2 protein-coding genes (1 of these 2 only partly in view) are annotated in these 18,303 nt (G+C 67.4%); both read left to right on the top strand.

Features of this window, described 5'->3' with window-relative positions; all coding sequences use genetic code 11:
- Window positions 1-13,297: the end of a non-ribosomal peptide synthetase gene (locus A176_RS39220; protein WP_049872319.1), read on the top strand. It extends 14,345 nt beyond the left edge of the window; 13,297 of the gene's 27,642 nt are visible here — the last part of the coding sequence; the start codon falls outside the window, past its left edge; it ends in the stop codon at window positions 13,295-13,297.
- A complete protein-coding gene (locus A176_RS15915; protein ID WP_049872318.1) occupies window positions 13,252-18,303 on the top strand; it encodes an amino acid adenylation domain-containing protein in 5,052 nt (1,683 codons plus the stop codon). Before A176_RS39220 ends, A176_RS15915 begins: the two co-directional genes overlap by 46 nt.

Genomic DNA, 18,303 nt, shown 5'->3' with positions numbered 1-18,303 from the left:
GGGGCTCTACCTGGACCGCTCGGCCAGCGCCCTGGTGGGCCTGTGGGGCATCCTCAAGGCGGGCGGTGCGTACGTCCCGCTGGATGTCACGTCTCCGGCCGAGCGCCTCCGAAACGTGCTCGCGGACGCGGGGGCACGGGTGCTCGTCACACAGTCCAAGCTGGCGGAGACGCTGGCGTGGGATGCGGGCGCCGTGGTCTGCGTGGACTCGGATGCTTCAGCCTGGGCGGCGTGGAGTGAGCTCAACCCCGCTCCGCTCGCGGCGCCGGAGAACCTGGCCTACGTCATCTTCACCTCCGGCTCCACGGGACGGCCGAAGGGCGTTGCCATCGAACACCGGCAGCTCGTCCATTACGTCGAAGGCGTGTCGCGCCGGCTGGACCTGCCTGAGGGAGCCTCCTTCGCCTCCGTGTCCACGTTGGCCGCGGACCTGGGTCATACCGCTGTGTTCCCCACGCTGTGCCGAGGCGGTGCGTTGCACCTCGTCTCACGCGACCGGGCAGCGGACCCTTCTTCGCTGGCCGCGCTCTTCGAGCAAGAGGCGGTGGACTGCCTGAAGATCGTACCCGCGCACCTGGAGGCGCTTCTCGCGTCCGGGAAGCCCGAGCGTGTCCTGCCACGGCAACGCCTGGTCCTGGGCGGTGACGCGTCGGATTGGTCGCTGATGGACCGGATTCATGCCCTGGCGCCGGGGCTGGTGGTGTTCAACCACTACGGACCTTCCGAGACGACGGTGGGCGTGCTCACGCTCCAGGTGGAGCGAGGACCCGAGGGGCGTCTGTCGGCCGCCGTGCCGCTGGGCCGGCCCATTCCCGATGCGCGCGTCTACGTCCTGGATGCGCACCTGCGGCCGGTGCCCGTCGGTGTCCCAGGTGAGCTGTGCATTGGCGGAAGCACCGTGGGACGCGGCTACCTGGGCCGGCCGGACCTGACGGCGGAACGCTTCGTGCCAGATGCGTATGCGGACGTGCCGGGCGCGCGGATGTACCGCACGGGAGACCGGGCCCGCGTGCTGGCGGATGGCCGCGTGGAGTTCCTCGGCCGCATGGACTACCAGCTCAAGGTCCGCGGCTATCGCGTGGAGCTGGGCGAGGTGGAAGCGGCGCTGGAACGGCACCCCTCGGTTCGCGAGGCGGTCGTGGTGGCGCATGAGAGCGCGACGGATGGCAAGCGCCTGGTGGGCTACGCCGTGCCGAAGCCTGGTCATGCGGTGGAAGCCGAGTCGCTTCGTGACTTCCTGGGCCAGTCGCTTCCCGAATACATGATTCCGAGAGCCCTGGTGGTGCTGGAGGCGCTGCCACTCACGCCCAACGGCAAGGTGAACCGCGCGGCATTGCCCGTGCCCGAGCTCCAAGCCGTGGCCACCGATTCCATTGCCACGCCGCGTACCGCCACGGAGGAGCTGCTGGCGGGCCTGTTCGCGGAGGTGCTGGGGCTCGAGCGGGTGGGGATTCACAGCGGCTTCTTCGAACTGGGAGGGCACTCGCTGTTGGCGACGCAGGCCATCTCCCGGGTGCGTGGTGCCTTCGGCATCGAGCTTCCGCTGAGAGACCTGTTCGAAGCGCCCACGGTGTCCGCGCTCGCCGAGCGGGTCGACCGGTGGGTGCGCGACGGGGCCGGCGTCGTGACGCCGCCGTTGAAGCCTCGGGAGGGACGCGGCGGTGTCGTGCCGCTGTCGTTCGCACAGCAGCGGCTGTGGTTCCTGGAACAGCTCGTGCCAGGGAGCGCCTTCTACAACGTGCCGGCGGTGGTCACGTTGTCGGGGGCGCTCGACGTGGACGCCCTGGAGCGGAGCTTCGAAGCCCTTGTCGGCCGCCATGAGGCCCTGCGGACGACGTTCCGCGCCGACGGTGGGTCGCCGGTGCAGGTCATCGCGCCCGCCGGACGCGTGGCTGTGACGGTGGAGGATTTGAGTGGGCTGCCCGACGCCGCGCAGGCGGCTCGGCGCCGGGTCGAAGCGGAGGCGATTCGGCCCTTCAATCTGGAGAAGGGTCCGTTGCTGCGGCCCTTGTTGTTGCGGACCGGGGAGCACGAGCACCTGCTGGTGTTGATGATGCACCACATCGTGTCGGATGGTTGGTCGATGGGCGTGCTCGTCCGCGAAGCCGCGGCGTTGTACGAGGCCTTTTCTCAAGGTCGCCCGTCACCGCTGCCTGCGCTGGCAGTGCAGTACCCGGACTATGCCGTGTGGCAGCGAGACTGGCTGCAGGGCGAGGTGCTGGAGGCGCAGCTCGCCTATTGGCGGCAACGTCTGCAGGGCGCTCCCGCGGCGCTGGAGTTGCCCACCGACAAGGCAAGGCCCGTGGTCCAGACGTACAGCGGAGCCCTGCACCAGGAAACGTGGCCCAAGCCCATCTGGCGCGACATGGAGGTATTCGGCAGGCGTGAGGGCGCAACGCCCTTCATGGTGCTGCTCGCGGCCTTCCAGGTGGTGCTGTCTCGCCATGCCGGGCAGGAGGACGTTTGCGTCGGCGCGCCGATCGCGGGACGTACCCAAGGGGCGACTGAAGGGCTGATCGGCTTCTTCGCGAACATGCTCGTGCTGAGAACGCATGTGACCCCGGCCCAGAGCTTCCGCGAGCTGTTGCGGCAGGTCCGTGAGGTGACGCTGGGGGCATACGCGCACCAGGAAGTGCCGTTCGAGAAGCTGGTGGAGGAACTCCAGCCCGAGCGTGACCTGAGCCGCAGCCCCCTGTTCCAGGTGACGTTGACGCTGCAGAACACGCCCGTCACGAAGCTGAACCTCACGGCGGGTCTGACGCTGACGGGCGTTGAGCCCGAGGGAACGACGTCCAAGTTCGACCTGTCACTGATGGTGGAGGATGTGCCCCATGGCGTCGTGGTGGCGGCCAACTACAACACTGACTTGTTCGAAGCACAGACCGTGCGCCGGCTGGTTCAGCACCTGCGGACGCTGCTGGAGACGGCGATCTCCGAGCCTGAAGCGCGGCTGTCGGAACTGTCGCTGATGGGGCGTGAAGAGCAGCAGCGGGTGGTGAAGGAGTGGAGCGGTGCGGTGGTGGTGTACCCGCGCGATGCCAGCTTGGGCGCGCTTTTCGAGCAGCAGGTGGAGAAGACGCCGGAGGCGGTGGCGGCGGAGTACGAGGGCGAGCGGCTGACGTACGGGGAGCTGAACCGCCGAGCGAATCAGTTGGCGCACCACCTGAGGGGCATGGGGGTGGGGCCAGAGGTGAGGGTGGGGCTGTGCGTGGAGCGCTCGCTGGAGTTGGTGGTGAGCGTGCTGGGCATCCTGAAGGCGGGGGGAGTGTACGTGCCGCTGGATGCGAGCTACCCGCTGGAGAGGCTCGCGTGGATGAAGCGGGAGGCCGGGGTGGCGCTGCTGGTGGCGCAGGAGCGGCTGGCGGACGAAGTGGCGGCGGGCGGCGAGTTGGTGGTGAGCGTGGACACGGAGTGGGATGCGCTCATCGCGACGCAGCCGGAGAGCAACCCGAGTCCGAGCGTGGGTGGTGGAAACCTGGCGTACGTGATGTTCACGTCGGGAAGTACGGGGAAGCCGAAGGGCGTGGGCGTGCCGCACCGAGCGGTGACGCGGCTGGTGCTGGGGACGGACTTCGCGCACTTCGGTCCGGAAGAAGTGTGGCTGCAGTTGGCGCCGATTTCGTTCGACGCGTCGACGCTGGAACTCTGGGGCGCGCTGCTGCATGGGGCGAAGCTGGTGGTGTACCCGGCGGGGACGCCGTCGCTAGAGGAGTTGGGACGGAAGCTGGAAGAGGCGTCGGTGACGTCACTGTGGCTGACAGCAGCGCTCTTCGAGCAGATGCAGGCGAGGCAGCCGCAGGCGCTGGCGAAGGTGAAGCAGCTTCTCGCTGGCGGTGACGCGCTGCCAGTGTCTCGCGTGAAGGAGCGACTGGCAGCGGGGCAGGTGCTCATCAACGGGTACGGCCCAACGGAGAACACGACGTTCTCCAGCACGCACCGGATGGAGAAGCCGGAAGACGTTGGCGCGACGGTGTCGATTGGCCGGCCCGTGAAGAACACGACGACGTACGTGTTGGACGGGCACCTGAACGCGGTGCCGGTGGGAGTGCCGGGCGAGCTGTACGTGGGGGGAGACGGGTTGGCGGTGGGATACGTGGGGCGGCCGGAGTTGACGGCGGAGCGCTTCGTACCGAGCCCGTTTGGGGACGGAGAGCGGCTGTACCGTACGGGCGACGTGGTGCGGTGGATGGGGAATGGGACGCTGGAGTTCCTGGGCCGAGCGGACACGCAGGTGAAGGTGCGTGGCTACCGCATCGAACTGGGCGAGATTGAGACCGCCCTGACTGAAGCCGTGGGCGTCAACGAAGCCGTCGTGGTGGCGCGTGAGGATGGCGCCGAAGGCAAGCGGTTGGTGGCGTACGTCACGGCACAGGATGACGCCGAGTTGGACGCCGGGACGCTTCGCAGTCACGTGAAACAGCGGTTGCCGGAGTACATGGTGCCGTCGGCGTACGTGGTGCTGGCGTCGCTGCCACTGACGCCCAACGGCAAGGTGGATCGCAAGGCGCTGCCTGCCCCGGACACGGAAGGCACCGCGAGCACGCAGTACGTGGCGCCGCGGACAGAGACCGAGCGGAAGCTGGCGGCCATTTTCGAAGAAGTCCTGCACCTCAGCCAGGTCGGGATGGACGGAGACTTCTTCGAGTTGGGTGGACACTCGCTGCTCGCGACGCAATTGGTGTCACGTGTGAGGGATGAGCTCCGCGTGGAGTTGCCTCTGCGCGATGTTTTTGAGTGCCCCACTGTGGAGACGTTGGCTCGCCGTTTGGATGAGGCCACTCGTCAAGACGCGCATGCCCTTCGTGCTCCGCCGATCGAGAGGGTGTTGCACCGCGGGATGTTGCCGCTGTCGTTCGCACAGCAGCGCCTTTGGTTCCTCGACCAGATGGAGCCGGGCAGTGCGTTCTACAACGTGCCTTCGGTCGTGAAGCTCACGGGGGCCTTGGATGGTGCGGCTTTGGAAGCCAGCTTCCGCGAGTTGGTGCGCCGACACGAATCACTGCGCACGACGTTCCGGATGGAAGATGGCGCGCCGGTGCAGGTCATCGCGGCGGAGCCCCTCCAGTCCTTGGTGCTGGTGGACTTCAGTACGACGGTGACCGACCGAGACCTCTCGGTATCGCGATGGATTGCCGAGGAAACCCAACGCCCGTTCAACCTGGAGACAGGACCGCTGCTGAGGGCGACGTTGGTGAGGAAGGGGGAGGAGGAGCACGAGTTGGTGGTGGTGATGCACCACATCGTGTCGGACGGGTGGTCGATGGGGATTCTGGTGAAGGAGTGGGTGGGGCTGTACGGGGCCTACAAGGAGGGGAGGGAGTCGCCGCTGGCGGAGTTGCCGGTGCAGTACGGGGACTACGCGGTGTGGCAGAGGGAGTGGCTGAAGGGGGAGGTGCTGGAAGGGCAGCTTGGGTACTGGAGGAAGGCGCTAGAGGGAGCGCCGGGTGCGCTGGAGCTGCCGACGGACAAGCCACGGCCCGGGGTGCAGAGGTACCGAGGAGGGACGACGGGGCTGGAGTGGCCGAAGGCGCTGTGGGGCGAGGTGAAGGGGCTGGCGCAGAGAGAAGGTGCGACGCCCTTCATGGTGCTGCTGGCGGCATTCCAAGTGGTGCTGTCGAGGCACGCGGGGCAGGAGGAGGTGTGCGTAGGGACGGCCATCGCGAACCGGACGAGAGGAGAGACGGAGGGGCTGATTGGCTTCTTCGTCAACACGTTGGTGTTGAGGGGGAAGGTGGACGGGAGGAAGAGCTTCCGGGAGTTGGTGAGGGAAGCGAGAGAGGAGACGTTGGGTGCGTATGCGCACCAGGAAGTGCCATTCGAGAGAGTGGTGGAGGAGCTGGCGCCGGAGAGGGACATGAGTCGCAGTCCGCTCTTCCAGGTGATGCTGGTGCTGCAGAACGCGCCGGGAGGGGAAGTGAGCCTGCCGGGGTTGAAGGTGGAGGCGGCGGAGTCGGCGGGGAGGACGTCGAAGTTCGAGTTGACGTTGGGCGTGGGTGAGACGAGCGAGGGGGGCTTGTCGGGAGCGCTGGAGTACAACAGCGACTTGTTTGAAGAGGAGACGGTGGAGAGGCTGCTGGGGCACCTGCGGGTGCTGATGGAAGCGGCGCTCGCAGAGCCCGAGACGCGCGTCGGTGAACTCCCGCTGATGGGCCGCGAAGAGCAGCAGGCGGTGACGGCGTGGAGTGGGACGGTGGCGGAGTATCCGCGCGAGAAGTCGCTGGCGGAGTTGTTCGAAGCACAGGTGGGGCGGACGCCAGATGCGGTGGCGGTGGCGTATGAGGGTGAGCGACTGACGTACGGAGAGCTGAATCGCCGCGCGAATCAGTTGGCGCACCACCTGGTTTCGCTGGGCGTAGGCCCCGAAGTGCGCGTGGGATTGTGCGTGGAGCGCTCACTGGAGTTGGTGGTGAGTGTGCTGGGCATCCTCAAGGCGGGCGGCGTGTACGTCCCGCTCGACGCGAGCTATCCGCTGAATCGGTTGGCGTGGATGTCCCGTGATGCCGATGTGAAGGTCTTCGTTGGGCAACAATGGCTGCTCAGAACCCTTCGCATCTCAGATGTAACTCCGCGAGTGAACGTGGACACGGAGTGGGATGCGCTCATCGCGACGCAGCCGGAGAGCAACCCGAGTCCAAGCGTGGGCGGCGGAAACCTGGCGTACGTGATGTTCACGTCGGGAAGCACGGGGAAGCCGAAGGGCGTGGGCGTGCCGCACCGAGCTGTGACGCGGTTGGTGCTGGGGGCTGACTTCGCGCACTTCGGGCCGGAGGAAGTGTGGCTGCAGTTGGCGCCGATTTCGTTCGACGCGTCGACGCTGGAGCTCTGGGGCGCGCTGCTGCATGGGGCGAAGCTGGTGGTGTACCCGGCGGGGACTCCGTCGCTGGAGGAGTTGGGCCGGAAGCTGGAAGAGGCGTCGGTGACGTCACTGTGGCTGACGGCGGCGCTGTTCGAGCAGATGCAGGCGAGGCAGCCGCAGGCGCTGGCGAAGGTGAAGCAGCTTCTCGCTGGCGGTGACGCGCTGCCAGTGTCTCGCGTGAAGGAGAGGTTGGCGGCGGGGCAGGTGCTCATCAACGGGTATGGCCCGACGGAGAACACGACGTTCTCCAGCACGTACCGGATGGAGAAGCCGGAGGACGTGGGCGCGACGGTGTCGATTGGGCGCCCCGTGAAGAACACGACGACGTACGTGCTGGACGGGCACCTGAACGCGGTGCCGGTGGGAGTGCCGGGCGAGCTGTACGTGGGGGGAGACGGGTTGGCGGTGGGGTACGTGGGGCGGCCGGAGTTGACGGCGGAGCGCTTCGTGCCGAGCCCGTTTGGAGACGGCGAGCGGCTGTACCGCACAGGAGACGTGGTGCGGTGGCTGAGGAACGGGACGTTGGAGTTCCTCGGGCGCGCGGATGCGCAAGTGAAGGTGCGTGGGTACCGCATCGAGCCGGGGGAAATCGAAGCGGCGCTGACGACTCATCCCGACATCAACGAGGCCGTCGTGGTGGCGCGTGAGGATGGTGCCGAAGGCAAACGGTTGGTGGCGTACGTCACGTCGCAAGACGGCGCTGAGTTGGACGCTGGCGGGCTGCGCTCCCACGTGAAGCAGCGGTTGCCGGAGTACATGGTGCCGTCGGCGTACGTGGTGCTGGAGTCGCTGCCACTGACGCCCAACGGCAAGGTGGATCGCAAGTCCTTGCCTTCCCCAGGGGCTGGTGAGCGCTCGGAAGGTGCCAGCTACGAAGCACCGCGCACCCTCACCGAAGAACTGCTGGCGGCGATCTACTCGCAGGTACTCGGTGTCGAACGCATCGGCCGGACTGACAACTTCTTCGAGTTGGGTGGCCATTCGCTGTTGGCAACCCAAGTGGTTTCACGAATCCGAGGCACCTTCGGGATTGAATTGCCGCTTCGCACGCTGTTCGAGGCATCGACCTTGGCGGCACTCGCGGACAGCGTGGAGCGGGTTGTGCGAGCCGGCGGAGTGGTGTCGGCGCCCCCATTGAAGCCGCGTGCCGATGGCAGTCATGTGTTGCCCCCGTCGTTCGCGCAGCAGCGGCTCTGGCTCCTCGACCGCATGGCGCCGGGCAGCGCGTCCTACAACGTGCCCGCCGTCCTTCGGGTCCACGGACTGCTGGATGCTGAAATGCTCCAGCGGAGCTTCGAGGAACTCGTGCGTCGTCACGAGGCGTTGCGGACGACCTTCAGCCTTCGTGATGGAAAGCCGGTGCAGGTCATCTCGGCGGAGGCGCCGACGGTTTTCCGGCAGGTGGAGCTGGAGTCCATTCCGGAGGCCCTGCGGGACGTCGAGGCCACTCAGTTGGCTGCGCTCGAGTCCCACCGGCCTTTCGACCTCGAAAGTGGCCCGCTTCTGAGAGTGACGCTGATGCGCCTCTCCGAGCAGGACCATGTGCTGGTGCTCGTCATGCACCACATCGTGGCGGATGGCTGGTCGATGGACATCCTCGTGCGTGAGGTCGCCGCGCTGTATGAGGCGTTCTCGCAAGGACGTTCCTCGCCGTTGCCCGCGCTGCCGGTTCAGTATCCCGATTACGCGGTCTGGCAGCGGGAGTGGCTCCAGGGCGATGTTCTGGAGGCGCAACTCGCTTACTGGAAGCGGCAACTGACGGGTGCTTCAACCGCCCTGGGGTTGCCAACGGACAGGCCTCGGCCCCCACTGCAGAGTTTCCGAGGAGGCCATCTCGAGCATCACTGGCCGAAGCCTCTGTGGGCGAGCGTGAAGGCGCTGGCACAGCGTGAAAGCGCGACGCCTTTCATGGTGTTGCTGGCTGCGTACCAGACGTTGCTGTCGAAGTACGCGGGACAGGAAGACGTGAGTGTGGGCTCCCCCATCGCCGGGCGCACGCATGGCGAGACGGAAGGGCTGATCGGCTTCTTCGCGAACATGCTGGTGTTGAGGGCGAAGGTGAAGCCGGAGGCTCGCTTCTTGGACCTGCTGTGGCAGGTGAGAGAGGCGACCCTGGGGGCGTATGCGCACCAGGAGGTGCCGTTCGAGAAGCTGGTGGAGGAACTCCAGCCCGAGCGTGACCTGAGCCGCAGTCCGCTGTTCCAGGTGACGTTGACGCTGCAGAACACACCGGCCAGTGCAGTGACTCTGCGGGATGGGCTGACGCTGTCGGGTATGGCGTCCGAAGGAAAGACGTCCAAGTTCGAGCTGTCGCTGGTGCTCCAAGAGGTGCCAGATGGAGCCGTTGCTGCGGCCAACTACAACAGCGACCTGTTTGACACGGAGACGGTGGACAGGCTGCTGAGCCACTTGCAGGTGTTGCTGGAGGCCGCAGTGGATGCGCCCCAGACACGTCTTGGCGCGCTTCCGCTGATGGGGCGTGAAGAGCAGCAGCTTGTGGTGAAGGAGTGGAGTGGTGCGCGCTCGGAGTACCCGCGCGATGCCAGCTTGAGCGCGCTTTTCGAGCAGCAGGTGGAGAAGACACCGGAGGCGGTGGCGGCGGAGTACGAGGGCGAGCTGCTGACGTACGGGGAGCTGAACCGCCGAGCGAATCAGTTGGCACACCACCTGAGGGGAATGGGGGTGGGGCCAGAGGTGAGGGTGGGGCTGTGCGTGGAGCGCTCGTTGGAGCTGGTGGTGAGCGTGCTGGGCATCCTGAAGGCGGGGGGCGTGTACGTGCCGCTGGATGCGAGCTACCCGCTGGAGAGGCTCGCGTGGATGAAGCGGGAGGCCGGGGTGGCGCTACTGGTCGCGCAGGAGCGACTGGCGGACGAGGTTGCGGCGGGCGGCGAGCTGGTGGTGAGCGTGGATACTGAGTGGGACACGCTCATCGCGACGCAGCCGGAGAGCAACCCGAGTCCAAGCGTGGGCGGCGGAAACCTGGCGTACGTGATGTTCACGTCGGGAAGCACGGGGAAGCCGAAGGGCGTGGGCGTGCCGCACCGAGCTGTGACGCGGTTGGTGCTGGGGGCTGACTTCGCGCACTTCGGGCCGGAGGAAGTGTGGCTGCAGTTGGCGCCGATTTCGTTCGACGCGTCGACGCTGGAGCTCTGGGGCGCGCTGCTGCATGGGGCGAAGCTGGTGGTGTACCCGGCGGGGACTCCGTCGCTGGAGGAGTTGGGCCGGAAGCTGGAAGAGGCGTCGGTGACGTCACTGTGGCTGACGGCGGCGCTGTTCGAGCAGATGCAGGCGAGGCAGCCGCAGGCGCTGGCGAAGGTGAAGCAGCTTCTCGCTGGCGGTGACGCGCTGCCAGTGTCTCGCGTGAAGGAGAGGTTGGCGGCGGGGCAGGTGCTCATCAACGGGTATGGCCCGACGGAGAACACGACGTTCTCCAGCACGTACCGGATGGAGAAGCCGGAGGACGTGGGCGCGACGGTGTCGATTGGGCGCCCCGTGAAGAACACGACGACGTACGTGCTGGACGGGCACCTGAACGCGGTGCCGGTGGGAGTGCCGGGCGAGCTGTACGTGGGGGGAGACGGGTTGGCGGTGGGGTACGTGGGGCGGCCGGAGTTGACGGCGGAGCGCTTCGTGCCGAGCCCGTTTGGAGACGGCGAGCGGCTGTACCGCACAGGAGACGTGGTGCGGTGGCTGAGGAACGGGACGTTGGAGTTCCTCGGGCGCGCGGATGCGCAAGTGAAGGTGCGTGGGTACCGCATCGAGCCGGGGGAAATCGAAGCGGCGCTGACGACTCATCCCGACATCAACGAGGCCGTCGTGGTGGCGCGTGAAGATGGCGCCGAAGGCAAGCGGTTGGTGGCGTACGTCACGGCGCAAGCAGGCGCAGAGCCTGAACCCAGCGCACTCCGTGGTTACGTGAAGCAGCGGCTGCCGGAGTACATGGTGCCGTCGGCGTACGTGGTGCTGGAGTCGCTGCCACTGACGCCCAACGGCAAGGTGGACCGAGCGGCCTTGCCGGCGCCAGAGGCTCGAGGTGTCGACGCAGACCGATTCGAAGCGCCCAGAACGGAGACGGAGAATGCGCTCGCCAAGATCTTCGCGGAAGTGCTGAACGTCGAACGCGTCAGTGTGGACGGAGACTTCTTCGAGCTGGGGGGCCACTCGCTGCTGGCAACACAGCTCGTGTCTCGCGTGCGTGAGTCATTCCAGTTCGAGTTGCCACTGAGAGACGTCTTCGAGTCTCCGACGGTGGAACGGCTGGCGCGGAAGCTGTCGTTCGCGGAACGACCTCCCGCCGCGCTGGAGGCACCTCCGCTGCTTCGGGCCTCGCGAGAGGCCGCGTTGCCGCTGTCCTTCGCTCAGCAGCGGTTGTGGTTCCTCGACCAGATGGAGTCGGGGAGCGCGTTCTACAACGTGCCTGTCGCAGTGCGGTTGACGGGGCCGCTCGATACCCACGCGCTGGAGCGCAGCTTCGATGCGCTGGTGCAGCGCCATGAGTCGCTGCGCACGACATTCCAATCACGTGGCGGGATGCCCGTGCAGATCGTCTCCGAGGCGCCGGGCATTCGGCTTGACGTAGTGGACCTCCGTGCGTGGCCGGAAGACGAACGGGCCCGCGAGGCACGGCGGCTCGCGAACGCTGAGGCACTTCGTCCGTTCAACCTGGAGACAGGGCCGCTGCTGAGGGCGACGTTGGTGAGGAAGGGGGAGGAGGAGCACGAGTTGGTGGTGGTGATGCACCACATCGTGTCGGACGGGTGGTCGATGGGGATTCTGGTGAAGGAGTGGGTGGGGCTGTACGGGGCCTACAAGGAGGGGAGGGAGTCGCCGCTGGCGGAGTTGCCGGTGCAGTACGGGGACTACGCGGTGTGGCAGAGGGAGTGGCTGAAGGGGGAGGTGCTGGAAGGGCAGCTTGGGTACTGGAGGAAGGCGCTAGAGGGAGCGCCGGGTGCGCTGGAGCTGCCGACGGACAAGCCACGGCCCGGGGTGCAGAGGTACCGAGGAGGGACGACGGGGCTGGAGTGGCCGAAGGCGCTGTGGGGCGAGGTGAAGGGGCTGGCGCAGAGAGAAGGTGCGACGCCCTTCATGGTGCTGCTGGCGGCATTCCAAGTGGTGCTGTCGAGGCACGCGGGGCAGGAGGAGGTGTGCGTAGGGACAGCCATCGCGAACCGGACGAGAGGAGAGACGGAGGGGCTGATTGGCTTCTTCGTCAATACGTTGGTGTTGAGGGGGAAGGTGGAGGGGAGGAAGAGCTTCCGGGAGTTGGTGAGGGAAGCGAGAGAAGAGACGTTGGGTGCGTACGCGCACCAGGAAGTGCCATTCGAGAGGGTGGTGGAGGAGCTGGCGCCTGAGAGGGACATGAGTCGCAGTCCACTCTTCCAGGTGATGCTGGTGCTGCAGAACGCGCCGGGAGGGGAAGTGAGCCTGCCGGGGTTGAAGGTGGAGGCGGCGGAGTCGGCGGGGAGGACGTCGAAGTTCGAGTTGACGTTGGGCGTGGGTGAGACGAGCGAGGGGGGCTTGTCGGGAGCGCTGGAGTACAACAGCGACTTGTTTGAAGAGGAGACGGTGGAGAGGCTGCTGGGGCACCTGCGGGTGCTGATGGAAGCGGCGCTCGAAGAGCCCGGGACGCGCGTCGGTGAACTCCCGCTGATGGGGCGCGAGGAGCAGCAGCGGTTGGTGAAGGTGTGGAGCGGGGCCCATACGGACTACCCGCGAGACGCCAGCGTGCATGCGCTCTTCGAGCAGCAAGTGTCACGGTCACCGAGTGCAGTGGCGGTGGAGTACGAAGCGCAGCAACTGACGTATGGGGAGCTGAACCGCCGCGCGAATCAACTCGCGCATCATCTGAGGGCGCTCGGCGTGGGCCCCGAAGTGCGCGTGGGATTGTGCGTGGAGCGCTCACTGGAGCTGGTGGTGAGCGTGCTGGGCATCCTGAAGGCGGGCGGCGTGTACGTCCCATTGGATGCCAGTTACCCCTCCGAGCGGATCGCCTGGATGACGCGTGAATCAGGCGTGATGCATTGGGTCGGCCAACAGAAACTGCTCCAAGGCGTGGGCCTTGATGAAGCGTCTCACGTCGTGCGCGTGGACACGGAGTGGGAAGCGCTCATCGCGACGCAGCCGGAGAGCAACCCGAGTTCGCGCGTTCACGAAGACAACCTGGCGTACGTGATGTTCACGTCGGGAAGCACGGGGAAGCCGAAGGGCGTGGGCGTGCCGCACCGCGCGGTGACGCGGTTGGTGCTGGGAACGGACTTCGCGCACTTCGGGCCGGAAGAGGTGTGGCTGCAGTTGGCGCCGATTTCCTTCGACGCGTCGACGCTGGAACTCTGGGGTGCGTTGCTCCATGGGGCGAAGCTGGTGGTGTACCCGCGGGGACGCCGTCGCTGGAGGAGTTGGGCCGGAAGCTGGAAGAAACGGGAGTCACGTCGCTGTGGCTGACAGCGGCCCTCTTCGAGCAGATGCAGGCGAGGCAGCCGCAGGCGCTGGCGAAGGTGAAGCAGTTGCTAGCGGGTGGTGACGCACTGCCGGTGTCTCGCGTGAAGGAACGGCTTGCGGCTGGGCAGGTACTCATCAACGGGTACGGCCCGACGGAGAACACGACGTTCTCCAGCACGCACCGGATGGAGAAGCCGGAGGACGTGGGCGCGACGGTGTCGATTGGGCGTCCCGTGAAGAACACGACGACGTACGTGCTGGACGCGCACCAGCGTCCAGTGCCCGTGGGCGTGCCGGGCGAACTGTACGTGGGAGGAGACGGGTTGGCGGTGGGGTACGTGGGGCGGCCGGAGTTGACGGCGGAGCGCTTCGTGCCGAGCCCGTTTGGAGACGGCGAGCGGCTGTACAGGACGGGCGACGTGGTGCGGTGGCTGAGGAATGGGACGTTGGAGTTCCTCGGGCGCGCGGATGCGCAGGTGAAGGTGCGTGGGTACCGCATCGAACCTGGGGAAGTCGAAGCGGCCTTGACGACCCATCCCGACGTCAACGAGGCCGTCGTGGTGGCGCGTGAGGATGGCGCCGAAGGCAAACGACTGGTTGCGTATGTGACGCCGCGCGAGGAAGCGTGGCCGGACGCGGATGCCCTGCGAGGTCATCTGCAGCAACGGCTCCCGCAGTACATGGTGCCGTCTGCGTACGTGGTGCTGGAGTCACTGCCGCTGACGCCCAACGGCAAGGTGGATCGCAAGGCACTGCCGGTGCCCGACGCGGAGCGGCTGTCCACTGGGGGGTATCTGGCACCGCGGACGGAGGCCGAGAAGAAGCTGGCCGCCATCTTCGAGAACGTGCTGCGCGTCGAGCGCGTCGGTCTTGGCGTGGACTTCTTCGCGCTGGGTGGTCACTCCCTGCTGGCGACGCAGTTGGTGTCCCGTGTCCGGGAAGAGCTGGGCGTCGAACTCACCCTTCGGGATGTTTTCGAATCTCCGAGTGTGGACCGGTTGGCGATGCGCCTCGTGCGTGCCGCTGGCACCGCGGGTTCACCTCAGGGGCCTCTCCTGGTCCGCGTGCCGCGAGACAGGCCGCTGCCCTTGTCGTTCGCGCAGCAGCGCCTCTGGTTCCTCGCGCAACTCGAGCCGAACAGCACCGTCTACAACGTCCCCGCGTCGGTGTGGTTGAACGGTCCATTGGACGAAGACGCACTGAAGCGGAGCTTTGAGGCATTGGTCCTCCGGCACGAATCCCTGCGCACCACCTTCACGGTGCTGGATGGATCGCCGGTGCAAGTCATCGACGCCCGGGCGGACGTGCGGTTCGACATCGTCGACCTGCGGATGTTGCCGGCGGTCTCCCGGGAGGCGGAAGCGCAGCGGCTCGCACAAGAGGCGTCGCAGCGTCCGTTCGACCTGGCGTACGGGCCGTTGCTGCGCATCGCCTTGCTCCGCTTGTCCGAGCAGGAGTACTTGCTGGTGCTGGTGATGCACCACATCGTCTCGGATGGCTGGTCCATGGGCCGGCTGGTCGAGGAGATGGGGCAGCTCTACGCGGCCTTCTCGAGCGGCCACGTGCCGACGCTGCCGGAGCTGCCGCTTCAGTACGCGGACTACGCCGTCTGGCAGCGCGAATGGCTCCAGGGAGAAGTCCTGGACGCGCAGCTCGGCTATTGGGCTCGGCAGTTGGAGGGGGCGCCTCGGTTGTTGGAGCTGCCCACGGACAAGCCCCGCCCCGCGGTGCAGTCCCTGGAGGGGGCCACCGTTCCCTTCGCGTTGGGGACGGAGTTGTCCGACGCGGTGCGGGCGCTCGGTCAACAAGAAGGCGCCACGCCGTTCATGCTGTTGCTGGCGGCGTTCCAGGCGGTGCTGGCGCGGTACTCGGGACAGGAGGACGTGTGCGTCGGTTCCCCCATCGCGGGGCGCACGCGCGCGGAGACGGAAGGACTCATTGGCTTCTTCGTCAACACGCTGGTGCTCAGGACCCGACTGGATGGCAACCCCTCGTTCCGGGAGCTGATCGCCCGGGTCCGAGAGGTGACGCTCGGCGCCTACGCGCACCAGGATGTGCCTTTCGAGAAGCTGGTGGAGGCGCTGCGCCCGGAGCGAAGCCTGAGCCATTCGCCGCTCTTCCAGGTGATGCTCACCTTCGACAGCACGCCAGGAGCGGCCGGACACAGCGCGTCCCACCAGCACCCGGGCCTGAACCCCGTGTCCGTGGAGCAGCGCGTCTCGCGGTTCGACCTCACGCTCGGATTCACGGAGAGCCGGGAGGGCTTCGCGGGAGGCTTGGAGTACTGCACCGCGTTGTTCGAGCGCGCGACGGTGGAGCGGCTGTTGGGGCACCTGAAGGCCCTGCTCAAGAGCGCTGTTGCCGCCCCCGACCGTCCCCTGTTCGAGCTTCCCCTCCTGGACCCGAGCGAACATCACCGTGTGCTCGTGGAGTGGAATGACACGGGCTCTGGCGGACCCTCGGATGCGTGCATCCACACCCTCATCGAACGGCAGGTCGCGGCCTCGCCCGAGGCGGTGGCGGTGGTGTCCGGTGACACGTCGCTGACGTACCGGGAGCTCGACCAGCGCGCGAGTCAGCTCGCGACGCGGTTGCGCGGGCTGGGCGTGGGCCCCGAGGTTCGCGTGGGCCTGTGCGCGGAGCGCAACGAGGACCTGTTGGTCGCGGTGCTCGGCATCCTCAAGGCGGGCGGCGCCTACGTCCCGTTGGACCCGGCCTATCCTCGGCAGCGGCTGGCCTACATGTTGGAGGACGCGAAGCCTCGCGTGCTCGTGGGGCAGCGGGCGTTGCTGGAGGGGCTGCCTCCCGTGGACGCGGCCCGGGTCACGCTCGATGAGGCCTGGACGCCAGTGCCGCTCGACGTGGTGCCTGTCGCCAGCGCCGCGCCGGACCACCTGGCCTACGTGCTGTTCACCTCCGGAAGCACGGGCCGCCCGAAGGGCGTGGCATTGGAACACCGAAGCGCGGTGGCCTTCTTGCGCTGGGCGGCACGGACCTTCTCTCCGGCGGAAATGGCCGGCGTGTTGGCCTCCACGTCGCTCAACTTCGACCTGTCCGTCTTCGAGCTGTTCGCGCCCCTCACGCGAGGAGGGACCGTGGTCATGGCGCGCAATGCCCTCGAACTGCCGACGCTCCCCAGCGCGCGGCGCGTGACGCTCATCAACACCGTGCCGTCGGCGATGGCGGAGTTGGTGCGCGCCAACGCCGTGCCGGAGTCGGTGCGGGCGGTGAACCTGGCCGGTGAGCCGTTGCCGGGGACCTTGGTGGAGGCGATTCACGCGGTGGCTCCCGGCGTCCAGCGGGTGCGCAACCTGTACGGCCCCACGGAGGACACGACGTATTCGACGTGGGCAGAGGCCCCTCGCGGTGCTCCCCGTGAGCCCACCGTGGGCCGGCCGCTCGATGGGACGCGCGCCTACGTGTTGGATGTCTTCGGACAGCCCGTGCCTCAGGGCGTCGCGGGTGAGCTGTACCTGGGCGGCGCTGGACTGGCCCGTGGGTACTTCGACCGGCCGGACCTGACGGCGGAGCGCTTCGTGCCGGATGCGTTCAGCCAGGAGCCTGGGGCCCGGCTGTATCGCACGGGGGATCGCGTGCGCTGGCTGCCCGACGGTGAGCTGCAGTACCTGGGCCGCATCGACGCGCAGGTGAAGGTGCGAGGGTTCCGCATCGAGCTGGGTGAAATCGAAGCTACCCTCCGTCGTCACACGGCCATTCGTGAGGCCGTGGTGATCGCACGCGAGGACGCGAGCGCGGGCCGTCGCCTCGTCGCTTACATCGTGGCCCGCCAGGAGGGGGCGCTCGACACGGTGCAGGTGCGGAGCTTCATGCAGGCGCGGCTGCCCGACTTCATGGTGCCCACGGTCATCCTGACGTTGGACGCGTTGCCGTTGACGCCCAACGGCAAGGTGGACCGCGCGGCGCTGCCGGCGCCCGAGGCGCTCAGGTCCGAGGAGGCTCGGGCCTATGTGGCACCTCGCGACACGTTGGAACTGGTGCTCGCGGGCATCTGGGAGGAGTTGCTGGGCACTGGGCCCATTGGCATCCACTCGAACTTCTTCGAGCTGGGTGGCCACTCCCTCCTGGCCATGCGGCTGGTGTCACGCATCCGCGAGCGGCTCGGACGCAGCCCGTCGGTGGTGTCGCTGTTCCAGGCGGGCACGTTGGAGGACCTGGCCACGCGGCTCCGGCAGGCACCGGGGCAGGTGTCACCCGTGGTGACGCTGAGTGGCGCGGGTTCGCAGCGGCCCTTCTTCTGCGTCCACCCTGTCAGCGGCAATGTCCTGCCCTACCTGGAGCTGTCGCGGCGGCTGGGCCCGGACCAGCCGTTCTACGCCTTCCAGTCGCCGGGGCTCGAGGACGCGAGCGCGCCGCTGGAGACAGTGGAGGTCATGGCCGCGTGTTACGTGGCGGCGATGCGCGAGCTTCAGCCCTCCGGTCCGTACCGGCTGGGCGGCTGGTCGTTGGGAGGCGTGGTCGCCTTCGAGATGGCGCGTCAACTGGAGCAGCAGGGTGAGCAGGTGGAGCAGCTCCTGCTCATCGATGCGTATGCCTTCGACCAACGACCGTCGGAGCCCGTCGGTGCGGAGTGGATGGCCGCCCGGTTCGTGGAGTTCACGGCCCAGCTCCTCGGGCTCCCCGTTCCCGAGCGGACCGTGGATGCACCGCTCCCGAGCGAGGCGTCGCAGTTGGCGCGGTTGCTCAACCATGCGCGGCACGGAGGCGCATTGCCGAGGGGCGTCGATTCCAAGCAACTCCACGCGCTGTATCGCGTGTACGCGAGCAACCTCCGCGCCTTGTGGCGGTACTCGCCGGGGCCCTACGGCGGACGTGTCAGCCTGCTTCGCGCCAGCGAGACGCAGGTTCCGACGGGCGCGGATGGGGGGTGGGCGGCGCTGGCGGGCGGAGGCGTGGACGTGGCCGAGGTCACCGGAGATCACCACTCCATCCTCAAGGCGCCCTCGGTCGACGTGCTGGTGGCGATGGTGAAGCGGCACGGCGGCGAATAG

This window comes from Myxococcus hansupus (assembly GCF_000280925.3).
Lineage (GTDB): Bacteria > Myxococcota > Myxococcia > Myxococcales > Myxococcaceae > Myxococcus > Myxococcus hansupus.
This window is presented reverse-complemented; position numbering and strand designations above follow the sequence as displayed.